The sequence below is a fragment of the Alteribacillus iranensis genome (genome assembly GCF_900113025.1).
GTDB lineage: Bacteria > Bacillota > Bacilli > Bacillales > Marinococcaceae > Alteribacillus_A > Alteribacillus_A iranensis.
In genome coordinates this window covers 1-18892 of record NZ_FONT01000006.1, presented here as the reverse complement: position 1 = coordinate 18892, position 18892 = coordinate 1, and the positions used below count along the sequence as shown (strand labels likewise).

15 protein-coding genes are annotated in these 18892 nt (G+C 40.8%); 5 read left to right on the top strand and 10 right to left on the bottom strand.

The window, feature by feature from the left end; translation table 11 throughout:
* Positions 1-348: 348 nt before the first annotated feature.
* Together BM095_RS12840 and BM095_RS12835 are read left to right on the top strand one after the other, a co-directional pair.
* Positions 349-561 carry a hypothetical protein gene (locus tag BM095_RS12840; RefSeq protein WP_091662586.1) on the top strand — a complete coding sequence of 71 codons (213 nt, stop codon included), beginning with the start codon at positions 349-351 and terminating at the stop codon, positions 559-561.
* A 34-nt stretch (positions 562-595) separates the two neighbouring features.
* Complete coding sequence (locus tag BM095_RS12835; protein ID WP_091662583.1) at positions 596-1975, top strand: SpoIID/LytB domain-containing protein; 1380 nt, start codon at positions 596-598, stop codon at positions 1973-1975.
* A gap of 81 nt (positions 1976-2056) precedes the next feature.
* Here BM095_RS12835 and BM095_RS12830 read toward each other — a convergent pair whose 3' ends face one another.
* The 10 genes from BM095_RS12830 to BM095_RS12785 all read right to left on the bottom strand — a co-directional run bounded on the left by BM095_RS12830 (position 2057) and on the right by BM095_RS12785 (position 13830).
* Complete coding sequence (locus tag BM095_RS12830) at positions 2057-2818, bottom strand: S-layer homology domain-containing protein (RefSeq protein WP_091662581.1); 762 nt, start codon at positions 2816-2818, stop codon at positions 2057-2059.
* A gap of 33 nt (positions 2819-2851) precedes the next feature.
* The gene (locus BM095_RS12825; RefSeq protein ID WP_091662578.1) at positions 2852-4153 is read right to left on the bottom strand and encodes a UDP-glucose dehydrogenase family protein; all 1302 of its coding nucleotides are present in this window, start codon (positions 4151-4153) and stop codon (positions 2852-2854) included.
* Positions 4150-5688, bottom strand: a complete 1539-nt coding sequence (gene murJ, locus BM095_RS12820) for a murein biosynthesis integral membrane protein MurJ (protein ID WP_091662575.1) — start codon at positions 5686-5688, stop codon at positions 4150-4152. Before murJ ends, BM095_RS12825 begins: the two co-directional genes overlap by 4 nt.
* Positions 5689-5729: 41 nt before the next feature.
* Positions 5730-6200: a PssE/Cps14G family polysaccharide biosynthesis glycosyltransferase gene (gene pssE / locus BM095_RS12815; protein ID WP_245757915.1), complete on the bottom strand. Its 471-nt coding sequence runs from the start codon at positions 6198-6200 to the stop codon at positions 5730-5732.
* A 5-nt stretch (positions 6201-6205) separates the two neighbouring features.
* The gene (gene pssD / locus BM095_RS12810; protein WP_091662570.1) at positions 6206-6682 is read right to left on the bottom strand and encodes a PssD/Cps14F family polysaccharide biosynthesis glycosyltransferase; all 477 of its coding nucleotides are present in this window, start codon (positions 6680-6682) and stop codon (positions 6206-6208) included.
* Positions 6679-7791 carry a glycosyltransferase family 4 protein gene (locus BM095_RS12805; protein ID WP_091662567.1) on the bottom strand — a complete coding sequence of 371 codons (1113 nt, stop codon included), beginning with the start codon at positions 7789-7791 and terminating at the stop codon, positions 6679-6681. Before BM095_RS12805 ends, pssD begins: the two co-directional genes overlap by 4 nt.
* Before the next feature lie 2 nt (positions 7792-7793).
* Entirely contained in the window at positions 7794-9134 is a 1341-nt protein-coding gene (locus tag BM095_RS12800) for an O-antigen ligase family protein (RefSeq protein WP_177194816.1), read from the bottom strand.
* 21 nt (positions 9135-9155) lie between these two features.
* Positions 9156-10289, bottom strand: coding sequence for a polysaccharide pyruvyl transferase family protein (locus BM095_RS12795; protein ID WP_091662562.1), 1134 nt, complete (start codon positions 10287-10289; stop codon positions 9156-9158).
* Between the two features lie 239 nt (positions 10290-10528).
* On the bottom strand, positions 10529-12025 hold the full coding sequence (locus tag BM095_RS12790; RefSeq protein ID WP_177194815.1) for an S-layer homology domain-containing protein: 1497 nt from the start codon (positions 12023-12025) through the stop codon (positions 10529-10531).
* Between the two features lie 149 nt (positions 12026-12174).
* Positions 12175-13830, bottom strand: coding sequence for an N-acetylmuramoyl-L-alanine amidase (locus tag BM095_RS12785; protein WP_091662557.1), 1656 nt, complete (start codon positions 13828-13830; stop codon positions 12175-12177).
* A gap of 373 nt (positions 13831-14203) precedes the next feature.
* Between BM095_RS12785 and BM095_RS12780 the strand changes: the two genes are divergently transcribed.
* The 3 genes from BM095_RS12780 to BM095_RS12770 all read left to right on the top strand — a co-directional run bounded on the left by BM095_RS12780 (position 14204) and on the right by BM095_RS12770 (position 18547).
* Positions 14204-15028 carry a tetratricopeptide repeat protein gene (locus tag BM095_RS12780; protein WP_091662555.1) on the top strand — a complete coding sequence of 275 codons (825 nt, stop codon included), beginning with the start codon at positions 14204-14206 and terminating at the stop codon, positions 15026-15028.
* A gap of 226 nt (positions 15029-15254) precedes the next feature.
* A complete protein-coding gene (gene secA2, locus BM095_RS12775) occupies positions 15255-17630 on the top strand; it encodes an accessory Sec system translocase SecA2 (RefSeq protein ID WP_091662553.1) in 2376 nt (791 codons plus the stop codon).
* Entirely contained in the window at positions 17630-18547 is a 918-nt protein-coding gene (locus tag BM095_RS12770) for an accessory Sec system S-layer assembly protein (protein ID WP_091662551.1), read from the top strand. The genes secA2 and BM095_RS12770 overlap by 1 nt, the downstream gene beginning before the upstream one ends.
* The last annotated feature ends 345 nt before the right edge of the window (positions 18548-18892 follow it).

Here is an 18892-nt window from a genome sequence, read left to right as displayed (position 1 = left end):
CCATACTTTTTTATTTTATTACTTGCGATAACATACTTCTTTTTTTTAAAAATTGTATTATTCGTCTGTGTATTAACACTAGAAATCTATGAATCATTGGAATGATTATACTCCCATCGAATTATATCATAATTTGTGAAAAGGGGAACTCTTTTCGAAAAAATTACATATCTATTCATAATTCTTTTCAAAAAATCTTTAGCCAAATTTCTAGTAATCTTTCACTACTAGTAAAGGGGTGATATAATACACTTGAATAAATTTCTAGTAATCTCTCCTATTTCCTGTATTTCCACAATAAGCATGATAAAAACTAGATTTTTTTGTAAAAAGGAGGTAAAACACGTCATGAAAAAATGGTTTTTAGCAGGGATGGCATCTGCCGTACTCGCACTTGGGGTAGTAGTAAAAACACCAGCAATTGCTCAATCTGAACCTGTTCTTGCAAGTGTTGAGTGGGTTATTTCACAGATCGAGCCGTTGGACGAGCGTATTACGTCTCTTGAAAACCGCGTAGAGACTCTCGAAGCAGAAGTAGAACAAATCAAAAACGAGCAATAGCAAACTTTCTACATAGAAGGAATGATGTGTAACTATGTATAAAAAACTGACCATGTTTCTTCTTGCCCTCTGTGTTATTCTGTGGCCTGCAGCCAAGGATACGGAAGCGTCTGCGCCAGAAGACTTATATACAGAACCGATTACTGTCAAACTGGTACCTTCTTCCATTTTTAATGCTTCGATCCAAGGCTCTTATGAACTTATTGACCTGAAAGACGGCAAGAAAATAAACATAGACAGCAGTGTTCAGTTCAGATATGCAAAAGATAAAGTCGTGGTAAAGATTACTGACGATAACATGATAGAATCGACGACAGGTTATGTCCTGCAAGAGTCTCCTCGTTCTACCAATAATTATGTAAACCTGACTTCTGTATTAAGGGCAGGAAGCTCCTTTCAAGAGACCTCTTATCGCGGCTCTTTTGTCATCAAGCCTGCAGAAGAAAACAAGGAAGAGAGGCTTCAGCTTTTTAATGTACTAGACATCGAAGACTATTTAAAAGGCGTAGTTCCTCGGGAAATGTCGGCATCTTGGCCGAAGGAAGCATTAAAAGCTCAAGCGGTAGCCGCTCGTAATTATGCAAAAGTTAATATGGATTCGAATCGTTTCCTATACGACACCGTGCAGCATCAGGTTTATCATGGCCGCTCTGGAGAAGATAGCCGCTCAAATGAAGCAATTACTGAAACAAGAGGATTATATGCTACATATAACGGCTCATTGATTAACGCCTATTTCCACGCTAGCTCCGGAGGTTACACGGATAACAGCGAAAATGCTTGGTCGAGCAAAGTTCCATATATTCGAGCAGTGAAAGACCCTTACGATAACCATAGTGCCAACCCTAATACTAGCTGGACTACGACGGTTACTAGAGATGCGGCTGACGAAGCGATCTTCCCTTCAGAAGACTGGGAAATGGCCAGTTTAGAAATACTAGAGAAAAGTGAAGCTGGCCGTGTGCAACAAATGAGAGCAACTGCCATTCATACATCAACCGGTGAAGAAAAAGTAAAAGTTCTTCCCGAAGGCTCTTCTCCAGACTCGATTAGATGGGCGCTTGGAACCAACCTAAAAAGCACAATGTTTACTATAAAGGAAAACAACCCTGGGTCTGTTAAAGTGAAAATGTCGGATGGATCAGAACAATCATTTGAAAGTGTTATGGGCATGAATATGCGTCAAAAAGATGGTTCAGATCAACCAATCGCTTATGAAAACCTAGCTGTTCGCACCCCCGATGGCATTGAGTATTCCAATACAGCTCCAGCTACTTATGAGTTTAACGGTAAGGGATGGGGACACGGGCTGGGCTTGAGTCAATGGGGAGCTTACAAAATGGCTCAAGAAGGAAAAACATTCCGAGAAATATTAAAACACTATTATACTGGAATAGAGATAGTAAATAGGTAACGGTTACGATCGAATAAAATTTCTGTTAAACCAAATGAAAACCGGATGTGAGAGGCTGCTCTGCCTTTCACATCCGGTTTTTTATGGTCGAAAGTAGTCATGTATAGCTCGTGACATAAAGAGTGAAAACTGGGCTCTTGTCGTTGTTTCATTTGGCCGGAAAGCTTTCCCTGTTTCGGTCGTGATGCCTTGGTCTGCAATAATGTTGATCTCTTCAAAGTTTGGATAATCTTCATCTATGTCAGTAAAAGTATGTTGCTTGTCTGCTTCAGGTAGTTCATAGGCTCGTACTAACAACGCAGCCATTTGTGAACGTTTAAGACCTGCAGAAGGCATTAACCTTCCGTCATTCCCTGTCATAATACCATGGTACTCCAAAGCAGCTAATGAACGGTAAGCGTGATGATTGTCGCTAACATCAGTGGCTTTAATTTGATAATCTTCGGGGGCATCCAGGTCGAGAGCAGCCCTCAGCATCTTGGCAGTTTGTGACCTGGTTATCGTCTCACCGGGCCGGAAATGACCATCTGGGAATCCACTAATAATTCTCTGTCCGGACAAAAATTGTATTTCTTCAAAAGCAAAATAATCATCATTCACATCCGGAAAGACTGGTTCTTCACTAAATTCAGGAACACCGGACAGCACTCGAATATCTTGAGCCAAATCATCTACACGTTCACTAACGGCATCCAGATCTTCTTCTGTTTCTCCCAGCTTCTCTTCTGTCCACTCGGCACTTGCCGCTTCTTCTGATGGATCTGCAGAAGCTTGTGAACAACCGGCAACAATAACAATGAATAACATAACGCTCAGTAGGAAGCCTGCATTCTTGCTTTTCATCTATTTACCCCTCTCTCCAACTTGGTTAGAATATTACTTCCTTCCAATTCCATGGTAAATAATTCCATTTTCTTTAAAGAGATCTCGATCAAATACATTTCTTCCATCAATTACAACCGGCTGCTTAAGAAGCCTCTTAAAGTCGTCCGCAGTAATTTTCTTAAATTCATCCCATTCTGTTACTAAAAATGCGGCATCTGCGTCTTTGATTGCTTCAAGTGCATCCTCTACAATGTGTACATCTTCAGGAAGCAGTGTGCGAGCATTGTTCGCTGCTATCGGATCAACAGCTCGAACAGATGCACCTTTTTCAGTTAGTTCATGGATAATTTTAACAGATGGTGCTTCTCTCATATCATCCGTATTCGGCTTAAAAGCAAGTCCAAGAATAGCGACTGTCATCCCTTTGATGTCTCCATCAAAAATACGGTCTAGATGTTCCACCATCCGATGGCTTTGCTTCTCATTTACATCCATGACGGCCTGTAAAATATCTGGCTGATAATTTCTCTCTTCTGCCAAATGTTTTAATGCTTTTACGTCTTTGGGGAAACAGGATCCGCCATATCCAATACCGGCGTTTAAAAACTTAGGGCCAATTCGGTTGTCAAGTCCCATTCCTTCCGCCACCGCTTTGATATCGGCATCGTAAGCATCGCAAATGTTGGCTATTTCATTTATAAATGATATCTTCGTGGCCAAAAAGGCATTAGATGCGTATTTTATCATTTCAGAACTTCGCGGATCCGTAACAACAATTTGATCGGTCAAAGGTGAATGTAGTTCTAATAACATGCTTTCCGCTCTTTTATCAGACGCGCCTATAATAATCCGATCGGGATGGAATGTATCTTTTACCGCTGACCCTTCCCTCAAAAATTCAGGGACCGAACAAACATTAATGTTAGCATTCGGCTGCTGTTTTTTTATCAAGTCTTCTACTTTTTCGGCTGTGCCTACAGGTACGGTCGATTTATTAACGATGACTCTGTATTTATCGTCCTCTATTGACTCGCCTATTTCCTCCGCTACTTTATAGACGAAAGACATATCTGCAGCCCCTGATTCAGTTTCTGGCGTCCCCACCGCGATCAGTACAATATCGGCATGGTGAACAGCTGAATGAATATCCGTAGTGAACGACAATCTATCCCTTTGGTGATTCTTTCTAACAAGTTCTTCTAATCCTGGTTCATAAATAGGAATGTCATATCGATTAAGCCGTTCTACCTTATCCTCCAGCTTATCAACACATATCACTTCATTACCTAGATCTGCAAAACACGTACCAGAGACAAGGCCAACATAGCCCGTTCCTATAACGGCTAACTTCATCTTTGTTTCACAACCTTCTTTTTCACTTTTTCTATTACTTCATTGATTTCCCGAAACTGAAGCAATTTCATTAAGACAGGAAGCACAACAATTGCAAAAACCCCTGCAATCAGCAAAGTTATGTAAGGACCAACATCTGTTGCTAACCACTTCCATCCATATAATGTTAGACCGAGCAAGAATAATAGTAAAAGAATTTTCACAACGTCCAGGAACTTCTTGCCCGCCTTCCCATTCTGCTCCAATTTTAACACATAATTTATACCTGCATAGAGAAGGATGAAATTACATATTGAACTTATTGAAGTTCCCCAGGCTATGCCTGCTGCTCCGAATGGATTGACCAAAAGTACATTAAGCCCTACATTAATACCTAAAACGGAGATCAAACTCATTGTGACCGGAAAAATCGATTTCTCGTAAGCATAAAAAAAACGAGTGACATATAAGTTCGCAGCATGGAAGAACATACCGATCACAAGAATTTGAAGAAGGGGTGCCGCCATTTGAGTCGACTGCTCATCGAACGTCCCATACTGAAAGATGACGCGGATAATCTCCTCAGCATATATGATGACAAACACAGCTGTCGGTAATATCGTTAACCCCATTAACCGCAGACCTCGGCTATACAATCCACTAATTTCATTCGTATCGCCGGCTGCCACTTTTTTTGAAAGGATAGGATATATAACCGTAGTGACCGCCATCATTAATACGCTTTGCGGAAGCTGAACGATTTTAGAAGTATAGTTAAGTGCAGCGATATAACCATCTTCAAGCCATGAAGCAAACACGCGATGGATTAAAAAATACAACTGAAGAGTTGCACCGCCAAGTAAAATAGGTATAGCCATCTTCATTGTTCGCCATGTTTCAGGACTGCGGCTCAATCGCGGACGAAAATGAAAAAATCCACCACGACGTATCAAATATATGAGAAAGACACACATGAGAACAGCACTAACTATGGCTCCCCAGGCATGTGCATAAGCTCCTAACAATGGATAAAACAATACCGCAATACTTAGAAAAGAAGCATTCAAAATCAACGTGGAAACCGCTGTCCATTTAAAGCGATTATTTACATTTAATAGGCCCGTGAACCACATAGAGATAATAAGGAAAAAAGTTGCCGGTGCCATGATTTGAAATAAGTCTGCAGTAAGCAGAAACTCTTCTTCTTCCAGCCCTGGAAATAAAAGAGCAACCACTTGTTTGGAGAACAATATTAAAAACACACTAAACACGATAAGGACGAGGGACAGCCAACCAAATATTCTTTCTAGGTACTCTCTTCTCATGAGCGGGTCTTCCATTTTCGTATAAATGGAAATAAACGCTGTTGTAATCGCCCCTCCTGCTACGACGTAAAAAAAGTTTGGGAGTGTGTAAGCAGTAACCACACTGTCTGCTTCAAAGCCTGTCCCAAATTGGTAACCGATGACCACCTCTCGAAAAAAACCAATCAATCGTGACAGCAGGTTAATAACCGCTACAGCGCCAATAATTTGAAGCAGTGACTTGCCTTTCATACATTTACACTTTCCTTTCAGGGTTTGTACCCTGCCAACTGTTAAGAATGGTCAATAAAGTCTTCGATCAATTGCATAATTTGATCTCTTCCACTTTGAAATGGTACGGGACGAAACGTCTCCGCTTGTTGAAGGGCCTGGTCTAACTTTTCCGGGCTATCAATTCCGATAATATGACCGGTTTCCCGAAACTGCTCTACAATCTCCAGTTGGTGATTGTCATTGTGTTCCCCAAATTCCGCTAGTCTCGGTACAGCTATGACTGGTTTGTTCTTTTTCACGCCAGTAATAATAGAACCGGTGCCTCCGTGTGCAACAATGACTCTTGCCCGATCGTATAATTCATTCATTTTCTCAAAACTCATGAATGGAATCATCTTCATGTGCTCGGAAGCAAATTCGGTATGACCTGCTTGTACCACGACTTCCTCTGTAATAGTTTCACTCTGACGAAGTTGCTCCATTTTTGTAAGAAGTCTCTTAAATGGGAGTTCATGAGTTCCTAGCACCACAAATATCAATAGATGGACCCCCCGTATACTGCTTTTGGATAATGTTCAAGCATCGTCTCCCATTGCACAATAAACAAGTCTGCAATAGGGTACACTAAACGTCCAGACAATGTTGGAGAAGAAGTTTTCGCAAAGCTCTCAATGAAAATAACTTTTTTCCCAAACAGCTTAGCTATGTAACACATCGGCACAGCTGTATGCACTCCCGTTGTCACAACCACGTCCGGCCTCTTCCTAATAAATAAGCCGAGAGATTTTAAACAGTTGAAAGAGAACTTAAATAAATAACTAATCGGATAGTTACGGGCTCCATATACTAGAAACGCCATAGGGTGATCTTTTTTCATTGATTTCGTAACTTCTGTTTTTTCCGTTACTAAAAAATAATTGTATTTCTCGAATAGCGGCTTCAACTGCATAAGCTGCGTTAAATGGCCGCCAACGGAAGAAATAAACATTACTTTTTTTCGTTTTTGCTTCATTTGCTCTCACCTGTCTTCTCCATAGCCTCTTCATAGATAGTAATCACACGGTCAGTTATTGTAGACGAATCATTTTGTGCTGCTTTTTGTTTACCATTACTAATAAGGTGCTGACGATAATTGTCATCTTCCGTTACACGGTTGATGGCTTCCGCGATGGAAGAAGGAGATTTGGGCACCGCTAAAGAACCTGTGTCTCCTTTTAATAAATAGGAGAGTCCTCCTGTGTCTGTGCCAACAACCGGCGTCCCGCAAGCCATCGCTTCCACAGCTACGAGACCGAAGCCTTCTATGTGAGAAGGTAACACAAAAATGTCAGCGGCATTCATCCACTCAGCTACTTCTTTTTGTGTCTTCGGGCCGTGAAAAGTGACCGTTTCCTCTATTTGTAATTCCTTTATCCTCTCATGGAGAAACTGCAAATAACTCTCTTGTTTGGCCTGCCCTACTACATGGAGATGAATAGTAGGATCTTGCTTTTTTATGATAGATAGGGCTTGAATTAAGTCTTCCATTCCTTTTTCTTTAATAATGTTACCGACAAACAGGAGGTTCGTCAGGTTTTCATTCACATCTAATTTGTTGCGAATGGCAGTCTTTTCTTGTGAAAAAAAGACATTCCTGTTCACTCCCATACTCAACACTGACACTTTCGTCTTTGAGAGGCCATACTCTTCGGTAACTTGTCTTTCTAAATCGTGTCCTACTGTAATGACATGGTCTGCGTCTTTCAAGATTTTTTCCGTCTGTTTACGAAAGAACGGACCTTTTTTTGCCATTTTATTTAAGTCGCCACCATGACAGGTGACCACATAAGGAACATTTGCCCATTTTTTAAACCAACGTGCAATCATTCCAGATGGAAAAGCGTAATGAGCATGTACCACATCATATGATTTTCCTGCTGTCAGAAGGCGCCTCATGCTTCCAAGTAACCAGCTGCTATATTTTTTCAGCACATGGAACTTTCCCATCTCTGGATCTTGGATTGCCGCTACATGAACTGTATATCCATGTTCTATTAAGGAAGTCACTTGGTTTTTCACAAAAATCCCAAATGCGGGCGTTTCTTTCGTCGGAAACATGTTGCTGATTACAAGTATGCGCATGTTTACTCCTCCGTCTCTTTACGTTTATACCAATTCATCGCAATACCGAGGAACAACCAGAAAAACAGTGCAATCTGGTGATTCTCCCATGCAGTTGAGAGAAGACCCATCAATACCCACGCTACTGAAAAAGCAATAATAAACAAACCTACCCATCTATGTTCAGCCACAGAAGAAACTGTCATTTTTCCCACTACTTTCAAAACTGCCACAGCTATTAGAGCAAGGAGAACAACACCGACAACCCCGTATTCGACTAGAACATAAAGAGCATTATTATCAACGGTCGTCATGGTTGACGGAAGATCCTCATGCATGAACTGATGAAATTTCGATTGAAACACAAATGCAGCATTGCTTCCAAACATACCAGGGCCCACTCCAAAGACAGGACTGAAGGTAAATACGAGCAACCCGCTCAACACGATTAAGTAACGATAATTTTTAGACAAATCCAAGGTATATAAATTCCGCTGGGCAAACCCTTCAAAAAAGATAAGCGCTAATGCGTAACCCGCCACGAAAACGACAAATAAACCAATTGCCGTGTATAGCATGATACGAAACGCCTTGTTTTTGCGAAAGATAAGCCCGATTAATCCAAAGCATCCAATTAGGGCCAAAAAGGCTTGACGGGAAAACGTAAGACCTAAGCCCACTAATAGGATCAAGCCGATACCGCCGTAGATAAGAAGTTGTTTACGATTCAACTCCTGACGAAACACGAAAACATAAATAGCAAGCAAAAGCAGAATACCTACCAAATATCCACCTAGCGTATTACTAGAGTCCATCAAGCCAAATGCCCGTATTTCCTCGCCTATAGAAATACTTCTACGCTGCTCCGTATTTCGAAGAGGGAGCGGTATTTTTAATATAATTTGAAAAATACCAATGACGGCCTGCATGATCCCGAGACCCAAAATAAGATGAAATAAATTTTTCACCCACTTTGCCGGAATATCGAGGGTCAGCAAAATAAAAAATAAAATAAGAAACTGAAAAATAGCTCGAACCCCAAAAACCCCTTGAGCAAAAGGTACATTATTAACAAACATACTAAATAAAATAAACACCATAAAAACAAGCAAGCTTTTGTTTAATGGGTTCTTCAAGCGTTCAATCAGATGCTTCCTTCCAATCTCGGGATGAAAAATAACAATACATACCATAAGAAGCAGCAGTCCTTCTGCTGCATATCCGAGTAATGAGGGCACAATCGGAAGCCAATTGTCCCAAATTCTTGTAAATAGCAATTCAAATGAAGTCCAAATTACTAATAGGACAGTTGCCATTAGTAACAGATCATTTGTCCTCTCACGCGGCAAATACCGATTCCACATATTGATTGTCACACCATTCATTTACAAATTGAGCAGTTCTATTCCTTCCGATGCTGTTTCTTTTAACCTCTTCGAATCATCAGCAGTATCTGTTTGGAGCGCATCCCAATTTTCAGATGCTCGTTCAAATACTGCTGCTATTCCCTTAGATGGGTCTGTTATTTGATCAATCGCTACTGAATATTGCTCTTTTTTTATTACGCCCATAAAATCTTTTACTTTTTTATGGTACTCCACTCCAATGACAGGTGTCGCTGCATTCACGGCTAATATCAAAGAATGTAAACGAGTACCAATAACAAGATCCTGTGAGCCGGCAATATTTACAATTTCCTCCGGCATCAAATTATCTTCAATGATTTCTACCTGTTCTTTTGTTTCCATTAACTTAAATATATCCCTCGTAACCTGAACATCTTCGGGATATTTTGTCGAAAAGAAAGTAACACGGACTCCCTTTTCTTGTATTAATTGATCTAAAGATAAAGCCATTCCTTCAATGTAATCCTGGTATTTTCTTTTATCAGGTACAGGCCAATAGGCTTGGCTAAAGTAAGGAACGGCAGTAACACCAACTTTTTCTATTTTCTTGGAAGGTTGATGAGAGTGCGTAACTGGAACAGAGAAAGCCGGATCAAAAATGACGTGAACATCACGTTTTACTCCAATATGTTTAAGTAATTCTTTCGATTTCTCATCTCTGACCGTTACAGAAGAAGCGACAGAAATTAGTTTCTTAATGAAAAATTTCCCCAACCTGGTCTGTATAGGTCCTGCTCCAACCCCGTGAACAGCAACTCGACAGCCGCTGTAATTCCCTGTTAAGCCTAGGACACTGTATAAGGGAGCATCTCTTTTATACATATCCATTAACAACCCCCCACCTCCAACAATCAAAAGGTCGAGTTGCTTCATTATTTTTCGGCTTTTCAATACAGTGGTTAGGCCAGAAAAAATTATATTCCCTTTTTTATACAAGAGCGGATAAGCAGCTACACCATGACGTGCCGTTGTATTAGAAGGATTATTGCTAAACACAACTATGTTTTCTTTCTTTATTCCTCCTTCTGCCATCAATTGATGCAGAAGTCCAGATAATATGGCTTCATCCCCATTATTATTGTGACCGTAGTTTCCAATAATTCCTATTCTCATATGTAAATGTCCCTGACCTTTACTGTATGTATTTTTAGTATCATCTGTCTCATCGTGCCTTGTGAAAACTGCAATACCTATTATACACCCCTTCTAGGAGATCGACTAGTTTCGATTTCGTTACACTACGGAGAGAGCAATGACTGTCTTTTTTCTAAATAAAAGACGTGAGATTATGGTTTGGTTAAGGCAAGCGAAAACCGCTGGTTCCCCATTTAGGAGTCAGCGGTTCAGCTTCATTATCGAGGGGTATAAAAATTCTGTGTGTAATACGGCTGTTTTCTGATTTCATGGAAAGCAACACCAACACCAAGTCGACTGTAATCTCCAAGTAGAGCTTGGCGGTGGCTCTCAGAATTCATCCAGCTTTGATGAGCATAGAGAGGGCTCACTTGGCCATAAGCAATATTTTCAGCCGCATTATAAAACCTCACCCCATCACTTGCCATTCTATCAAACGGATCTTCCCCGTCTGGGTTCATGTGATCAAAGAAGTTAGATCCTGACATGTTTGCACTGTGGCTCCGTGCTGTTCCGGCAACCACATCATCCCACTGAAGCAGAGGCTTACTGAATCTTTTTCTTTGTGCATTAGCTAAATAAAATATTTGCCTTTCATAGCTTTCTTTTAATGCTTTCGTCGGTTCAGCATAAAATTGACGGAAGGCTCTTTCCTCTTCTTCATTCACGAGTAAAATAGCAGTAATTTTATTTCCGCGATGGACGTCATAGAAAAAAGTAGTGTAGCGACCTCCGACAAGATAAGTTCCCGCCGTGCTTGATTCTATAGAAAAATTGTCTCCACCTTTCTTAATGGAGGAAAGAGGATCCCCATATTTCTCTATAACATCCGTTTTCGTTTTATCAAGTCGTAAGCCCTTGTCGCCTATCCACGTATCTTGATTGCTGTAAATGGCTACCACTTTGTCATCTCTAAAACCATATTGTACATAGTTTGAATAATTGTCATGGTAAATATGCCATTTGAACCCATATCGACTAACTTCCACTTTTTCCGGTTCACCGAGTTTGTCTATCACACTTTCTTTCCTGTCACCCATGGTTATGCCACGAAAATGCCATGCTTTTTGTTCACTATCTACATCGGATGGAGGCGTATTTATTTCCTCTACACGAAACGATTCATTTAGACAACGAGCGAGAAAAACAGAGAAATGAGCACGAGTTGTATGGTCGCTCGGACCAAAATTCCCATTCACATAACCGCTAGTGATTCCATTGTTGACGAGTCTCTGAATAGAAGAGTGCGCCCAGTAATCATTAGAAATATCCGCAAAAGATATATCTGTTTCTCCTTTTAATCGAAACGCTCTCGATAAAACGACTGCCATTTCTGCTCTGCTCAATTCTTTATTTGGGCGAAACGATCCGTTACTGCCATTCATAATGTCATTTTTTGCAACCGCAGCGATATAAGGATAATAGGAATGATTACGGTCCACATCGTTAAATTCAACGTCAGAGTCGTCACTAGTAGAAAGACCTAGCGCCGATACAATCATTTTGGCCGTTTGTCCTCGAGTCACATTTTCTTTCGGTCTGAAGGTGCCATCCTGATAACCATTCGCGATCCCATTTTCTGTAATATATAGAATCTCTTCTTCAGCCCAATGAGAATCTCCTATATCACTAAATGTAGATTCTGCTTCTATGTGTGGCGATATAAATAGCATTAATGTAAGTAAAAACAAGGAAATAATGAATCTCTTGTTCATAGGTCCAACCCCCATCCATTTATAGTAGCATGTAAGTTATTACTCATTTATATTCCTTTTGTATCTAAATTATAAACAAGGGTGAAGGAAAAAAATAGTATTTTTCTATAAAAAACCACCTGGAAGTCATCCAGGCGGTTTATCATTTATCATTCAGAATAGTAATCTTTTATACCATTATAAACGGCACGCGCTGCTTTGTCGTAATAACCGGACTGTTTCATCCGATTCGCATCTCCTCTGTTGGTGAGAAACCCAAGTTCAATTAGCGTGCTTGGCATCGTAGTGTTTCTGATGACATAAAAACGCGCATCCGCGACGCGGCGATATTTCATCCCTGTATCTTTCACTAGACGATTCTGGATGGCTGCCGCAAGCTTTCGACTTTCTCTTGCCTGATAGTTGTTATTGTAGAAAGTTTCTGCTCCCTCCGCGGCCGGGCTTGCTGCGTTTGCATGAATACTGACAAAGGAGTCCGCATTCGCTCTCTCTGCAATCGCTACTCTTCCGCTAAGAGTGACGAAAGTATCGTTACGACGGGTCATCACTACATCTACTCCCGCATCTTTTAATAGCTTTTCTACTCTTAAGCCAACTTGTAAATTAATCGTTTTTTCAACTAACCCATTTGCTTGTGCACCAGGATCATGATCTCCATGTCCCGGGTCAATTACAATCGTTTTTCCGCTCATCCCTGCTTCTTCCAAGTGACCGCTATGTGTGTAAGCCCACTCGCCTTTATACTTCACTAACACCCAGCTTCCGTTTGTTTCTTCGTATACTTTTACAGTATCTCCTCGACTGAAGCTACCTACTTTATCATAGCTTGAGGCAGGTCCAGAGCGTACTAATAGTTTAGAGGAAGTAACTTTTCCTGTGTAAATCGGCTCAGCCTTCCCTGTGTCTGCTTGAACGTCGTCCGCCCTGACGACATAATTTGAATGGACATATCCTTTCTTTCCACCAACGCGGACTTCATACCAATTGCCTTCCGTTCCGTAAACATCCACTTTTTTTCCATTGTTGAGGGTGTTGATCACAGAATAATCCGTGCTTGGGCCTTTTCTTACATTTAACGGAGTGCTTGCTTGCACCGTCCCTTGAAATAACACGTTCTCAGAAGCAACATCTTCATTTGATGCTTCATCTGAATGTGAATCGTCCTTACCTGATACTTGTAAGCTCTCGTTCATTGCTCTAGCTATGTAAGCAGAGAGCTCCGCACGTGTAGCTGATTCATTTGGGTTAAAGCTGCCGCCATCTCTAATGATATTGTTATCTACTAAAGTCGCTATGTAGCCTTTTGCCCAGAATGAGTTCGATATGTCGCTAAAATTCACATCTCCTCTATGGTGCTCTGCGTCTTCTCCATAAAATGCTCTAGCCACGATGGCAGCCACTTGCGCTTTTGCGATATTATCTCCAGGATGGAATTTTCCATTTTTTCCTTTAAAAATGTCCATCTCAGCCGCTCTCTCAATACGAGAGTAAGCCCAATAATCTCGAGACACATCTTTAAATGTTGGAGTGGTACGATCCAATCCCGAAGTATTTAACGCATGTGTCATCATTACGGATGCTTGCGCGCGAGTTAAAGAATCATCCGGGCGAAATTTTCCAGAATCATCACCTGTCGCAATCCCTTTGTCTGCAACAAACGAAATCTCTTTCGCTGCCCAATGATTACTACTTACATCCGAAAACCTGTCCGTTGCTTCAGCTTTATCCACACCAAGCATCGGAAATACTGATAGTATTACCGTCAATGCAAGCAGTACGTATGAAATTTTCTTTGTAAAAGACAAAATTCTCTCCTCCTCTTTCTTGTTGCCCCTAGTCCCCCTGGGGAAGTCTTTTTAAAGGAAAATTTCGGTTGGTGCCCTGCAGCATTATTTATTTTTAACATGATATCTATAGTGCAAATTCTACATCCTCAGGCAAATTTACCCAGCCTTTTCCTTCTTCTGATAGAATACCACGGTGTAATTTAGTAAACTAGCTTTTTTCACCGATCGATTAAAAAATAGGTCATTCATATTATTTTAGTTTACAAGTTGGTTACGAAGATATTTCGGTTGTTACAATCTCCCTTATACAAATCGCTCTCACCTTTCCTTTCTTGATTGTTTCAAGTAAAATACAGAATGGAATGGCATCGATAGAACAGGGGTTGAATATATGGGTAAATGGAAATTTGTTTCGTTATTATTTGCTATCACTCTTATTGCTTCAGGGTGTTCCACCTATGGAATGGATCGTTATTTAGCTGAAGAAAAATCAATCGATACAGAAAAATACGCGTATCAGGATGAAAATTTCACATATAGCTTGGATGGTTTGCGGACACTCACCGAACGATTTCGTTTAGAAGAGTTATCTACGAATGATATCAATACGTTGATGGAAGAAGAAATCAAAAACGGCAGATATAATGAGATCATTATCTATCTTCGTCACCTGCAAGATGAAGACGCAGAAGAAGCTGCCTCTTATTCTGCTCGTTACCTTGAAGCCCTGGAGGCTCACGTGGAAAGAATGAATGAACCATCCGAACCTCTCGTCCGTGACGCTGTACAGCTTATGAAACAACAGTACGAACTTGATCCAGAAGACGAAGAAAGAACCATACGTTATGCCACACTACTCATACATTCGGAAGCAAATGTCGAAAAAGGGGCTGAGCTTCTGTTTGATTTAGAAACTCATATAGAGGAAATGGAAGAGGAACCGGGTTATGAGCTTCTATTAGCTTTAGCTCAGGCATATTATGCCATTGGCGACTATGAGAGCAGTTTAGCAAGGTATGAAGCTCTCACCTCCCTTGACCCAAGTGATCCTACAAACTTCTACCGCATGAGCAAAGTATACGCAGCCATGGGAGACACAGAAGGAGAGAGAAACGCTCTGACCCAAGCTTTTGAACCGACTTCAGAATTCCTTGGTCAGTATGGAGATGAAAGTTACAGTTTGTATAAAGATTACTTAGACACTTCTATTGAATAAAGGAAAAGCAGCTGCCATGTGAACGGCCGCTGCTTTCGTTTATGGACAAACTTCTCCACAAGCCTCTGTCTTCTCCCACTAAAGATTAGCTTGTTTTATAATAGGAGAAAGATGGCAGTTACCCCAGGCGCACTTTTTTTATAGAGTAATGAAAACATGCATGCAAAAATGATATACTGTACAAGTATTCGAAGACTCCCGTAATGGATAAGGAGAGAAGTAGTACATGATTGCTTCCTTAAAGAAAATAATCGGCGATGAACAACAGCGTCGAATAAAAAAATACAATAAAATAGTAGAGAAGATTAATAGACTTGAGCCACAACTAGAGAAGCTCACCGATGAAGAGCTTCAAAAAAAGACAGATGAATTCAAAAATCGACTTCAAAATGGGGAGAAGATTGAGCAATTAACGGAAGAAGCGTTTGCTGTCGTACGTGAAGCTTCACGGCGTGTCCTTGGCCTTCGCCATTATGACGTCCAGCTTCTTGGCGGCCTTTCGTTAAATGATGGTGATATCGCAGAGATGGCTACTGGTGAAGGTAAAACCTTAGTTGCTTCTCTTCCTAGCTATTTAAGGGCGTTGGAAGGGAAAGGCGTCCATGTTATCACTGTAAACGAATACTTAGCCCGGCGAGACCGAGATTTAATTGGGCAGGTCCATGAATTTCTCGGCCTCACCGTCGGTTTGAATGTGCCTCGCCTTGCTTCTGATGAGAAGCGCATTGCCTATTTAGCCGACATCACTTATGGAGTAGGAAATGAATTTGGATTTGATTACTTAAAAGACAACATGGTTTATAACACTTCGGAGAAAGTGCAGCGCCCGTATCACTATGCAATTATAGATGAAATAGATAGCGTGCTCATAGACGAAGCGAAAACACCACTAATTATCGCCGGCAAAACACAAGTTAATCCTAGTTTGTATCAAATCTGTGCGAAGATGGCACGCAGCTTTGATAATGAAAAAGATTATTTATACGACCCCATTTCAAAATCTGTTAGTCTAACAGACAATGGAATTACGAAAGTAGAACGAGCATTTGGGGTTGATAATTTATATGACTTGGAGCACCATACGCTCTATCATTTTGTCCTGCAAGCTTTACGAGCTCGAGTAATGTTTAAAAAAGATGTGGATTACATCGTTCAAGAAGGCGAAATAAAATTAGTCGACATGTTCACAGGCCGCGTAATGGATGGTCGTTCATTAAGTGATGGACTTCACCAAGCGTTAGAAGCCAAAGAAAATCTCGAGATCACAGAAGAAAACAAAACTCAAGCTCAAATAACGATTCAAAACTATTTCCGGATGTATCCACGCCTATCCGGGATGACAGGAACGGCAAAGACCGAAGAAAAAGAGTTTCAAAATTTATATGGGATGAGTGTCATTCAAATTCCAACAAACAAACCCAAAATTCGCGAAGACAGAGAAGACATTATTTTTGCTACAGCGGCCGACAAATACCGCGCCGTCGCGAAGGAAGTAGAAAAGAGATATCAAAAAGGACAACCTGTATTGATTGGTACTTCTTCTATTATCCAGTCAGAAACAATGGCTAGTTTCTTGGATGAGCAAAAAGTTCCTTATGAACTCTTGAACGCCAAAAGTGAAGAAAAGGAAGTTCAACTTATTTCATTAGCCGGTCAAAAAGGTCAGATCACCATTGCAACAAACATGGCAGGAAGAGGAACAGATATCATGCTCGGCGAGGGTGTAGCTGAAACAGGAGGATTGTTTGTCCTTGGTACCGAACGACATGAAAGCCGACGTATCGATAACCAATTAAAGGGACGTTCCGGACGACAAGGGGATCCTGGTGAAACTCAGATGTATATCTCTCTTGAGGATGAAATGCTTCTTCGTTTTGGACGTGAAGATATTGAGGAATTACAAGAGAAGCTAAATACCGATGAAGACGGAAAAGTACTAAATGAAGAGGCACTAGAAATAGTAAACAAAGCTCAACAGATGTGTGAAAACGCGAATTCTTCTTTACGAGAATATACGCTGAAACTCGATGACATATCAAACGAACAACGAAACGTGATTTATACGCTTCGCAACCGAATTCTTGAACAAGAAGACCCCCTCCAGACGTGGACGGAAATGGTAGAAGCAAGTACTAAAAAGCTTGTAGAAGCCTATTGTGGGGATGAGTATGTTCCTGAAGAGTGGAATGTGTCTGAGCTTGAAAGTCGTCTTAATCATATCGTTACATTCCCTGACATCAAAATCCCCAAGCAGGCAGAGAGCCGTGAAGATGTACTCGAAGAAGTAGAAGCCCGCACTCAACAATATCTGGAAATCATTCATTCTTTCCGGAAAAAAAGCGGCGTTCAAACACAAGCACGTAAAGTTCTGCTTACTAATATCGATCGTCACTGGTTGAGTCACTTGGAAGAAATGACAAGATTAAAGGAAGGTATTGGTCTGAGAAGCTACGGACAGGAAGATCCTATGCGCGTTTATACTCGTGAAGGATTTGAGTTATTTTCGAGAATGTATGACATGATTGAACACGATGCATCTGTACATTTATCAAAAATGTTACGACCATATACGTTAAAGTCCAAAGAAGAGGTGAAACAGTAATGCTCCCTTTTTTTAAAAGGAAAAATAACGATAAACCGAAAATGACAGGGAACGAGTCTACTGTCTCCTCAGAGGAATTATTAAATGAAACCTCTGAGCAAGAAGCAGAACAAAACCAAATTCATACAGAGCTTTCCATACATCCCGAATGGACCCTTTCAAAAGAAGACCAATATTCATTTCAGTTTTTAAACATGGAGTGCCCTCCCCTTCTCCCTAATCAAGTGTCCTTATCGGGGATAAACTTGCAAGAGGAAAAGGAAGGAACGTACCAAGTCACTGCTTTTATACGTAATAGTTTAAGTAAAGCAATCACCCTTCACGAGACTACTCTTGTGTTGTTGGATAGCGAAGATCAAGTCCTTGGACGTAAAACGTTCGACTTGTCAGATGCTGGAACAATTCCTGGACAGAGCAGCAGACCATGGAACTTTCTTTTCACGGATAAAGATTTATTTACCACTTCCCTGCCCGAAGAAGGATGGAAGCTGGCATTCCAGCTGAAACCAAGCTCACGGAAACATAGCCTGGATTTAGAAAACAGCTGGGACCAAACATTAGCGGACAAAGACAAAGAAAAATTGAAAGAAATGGTTGAAAAGCTCGACCCGCCAAAAGCAGGAGAAGTTAATTTCATGGGTCTGCAAGCTTCTAAAAAAGATGATGGGAATTTACACGTGACTATGTTGATACGGAACGGAAATGAAAAGAACATTAAGTTGGAGCAAATTCCTTTGCAAGTCGAAGATGCAGAAGGAGATATGGTGGCTAAAGGCGGCTTCACTTTAAACGATTTCGAAGTCAAAGCCAATACTAGCAAGCCATGGACATTTATTTTTCCGAAAGAATTAATCCAAAAAGAAAACGCTGATTTAAGCCATTGGAAAGCATATCCAATTCAAAAGCAAACGAAATAAAAAAATGCCTGACATTCGCCTATCGGTGACAAGCTTTTTACCGTTTTACAAAAGGGGCTGTATCAAAAGGTCATAAAAAATGACCTTTTGACAGCCCTTTTTTCAATTCTGTAAGCTTCGTTGTTAAAGTTAAAATGAAATTCTCCCCTTTCGTATAAATGGCTCTTCAGGTTCGCTTGCCGCGGGCAAGGCTTCAGCTAACCGACGGAAGACCGCCGTCGGTGGATCTTCAGCTCTTGCTTTTCCCGCAGGCGTCTCACCTGATCGCCAACCAAAAATAAGGGATGAAAAAAACTTCAACATTCTTTTTTTATATCAAAAACACAAAAAAATCGCCGCTTTCAG

Excerpts from the sequence above, each read along its gene's own strand:
- BM095_RS12840 (WP_091662586.1), top strand. The coding sequence starts at position 349 with ATGAAAAAATGGTTTTTAGCAGGGATGGCATCTGCCGTACTCGCACTT.
- BM095_RS12835 (WP_091662583.1), top strand. The coding sequence starts at position 596 with ATGTATAAAAAACTGACCATGTTTCTTCTTGCCCTCTGTGTTATTCTG.
- BM095_RS12830 (WP_091662581.1), bottom strand. The coding sequence starts at position 2,818 with ATGAAAAGCAAGAATGCAGGCTTCCTACTGAGCGTTATGTTATTCATT.
- BM095_RS12825 (WP_091662578.1), bottom strand. The coding sequence starts at position 4,153 with ATGAAGTTAGCCGTTATAGGAACGGGCTATGTTGGCCTTGTCTCTGGT.
- murJ (WP_091662575.1), bottom strand. The coding sequence starts at position 5,688 with ATGAAAGGCAAGTCACTGCTTCAAATTATTGGCGCTGTAGCGGTTATT.
- pssD (WP_091662570.1), bottom strand. The coding sequence starts at position 6,682 with ATGAAGCAAAAACGAAAAAAAGTAATGTTTATTTCTTCCGTTGGCGGC.
- BM095_RS12805 (WP_091662567.1), bottom strand. The coding sequence starts at position 7,791 with ATGCGCATACTTGTAATCAGCAACATGTTTCCGACGAAAGAAACGCCC.
- BM095_RS12800 (WP_177194816.1), bottom strand. The coding sequence starts at position 9,134 with ATGTGGAATCGGTATTTGCCGCGTGAGAGGACAAATGATCTGTTACTA.
- BM095_RS12795 (WP_091662562.1), bottom strand. The coding sequence starts at position 10,289 with ATGAGAATAGGAATTATTGGAAACTACGGTCACAATAATAATGGGGAT.
- BM095_RS12790 (WP_177194815.1), bottom strand. The coding sequence starts at position 12,025 with ATGAACAAGAGATTCATTATTTCCTTGTTTTTACTTACATTAATGCTA.
- BM095_RS12780 (WP_091662555.1), top strand. The coding sequence starts at position 14,204 with ATGGGTAAATGGAAATTTGTTTCGTTATTATTTGCTATCACTCTTATT.
- secA2 (WP_091662553.1), top strand. The coding sequence starts at position 15,255 with ATGATTGCTTCCTTAAAGAAAATAATCGGCGATGAACAACAGCGTCGA.
- BM095_RS12770 (WP_091662551.1), top strand. The coding sequence starts at position 17,630 with ATGCTCCCTTTTTTTAAAAGGAAAAATAACGATAAACCGAAAATGACA.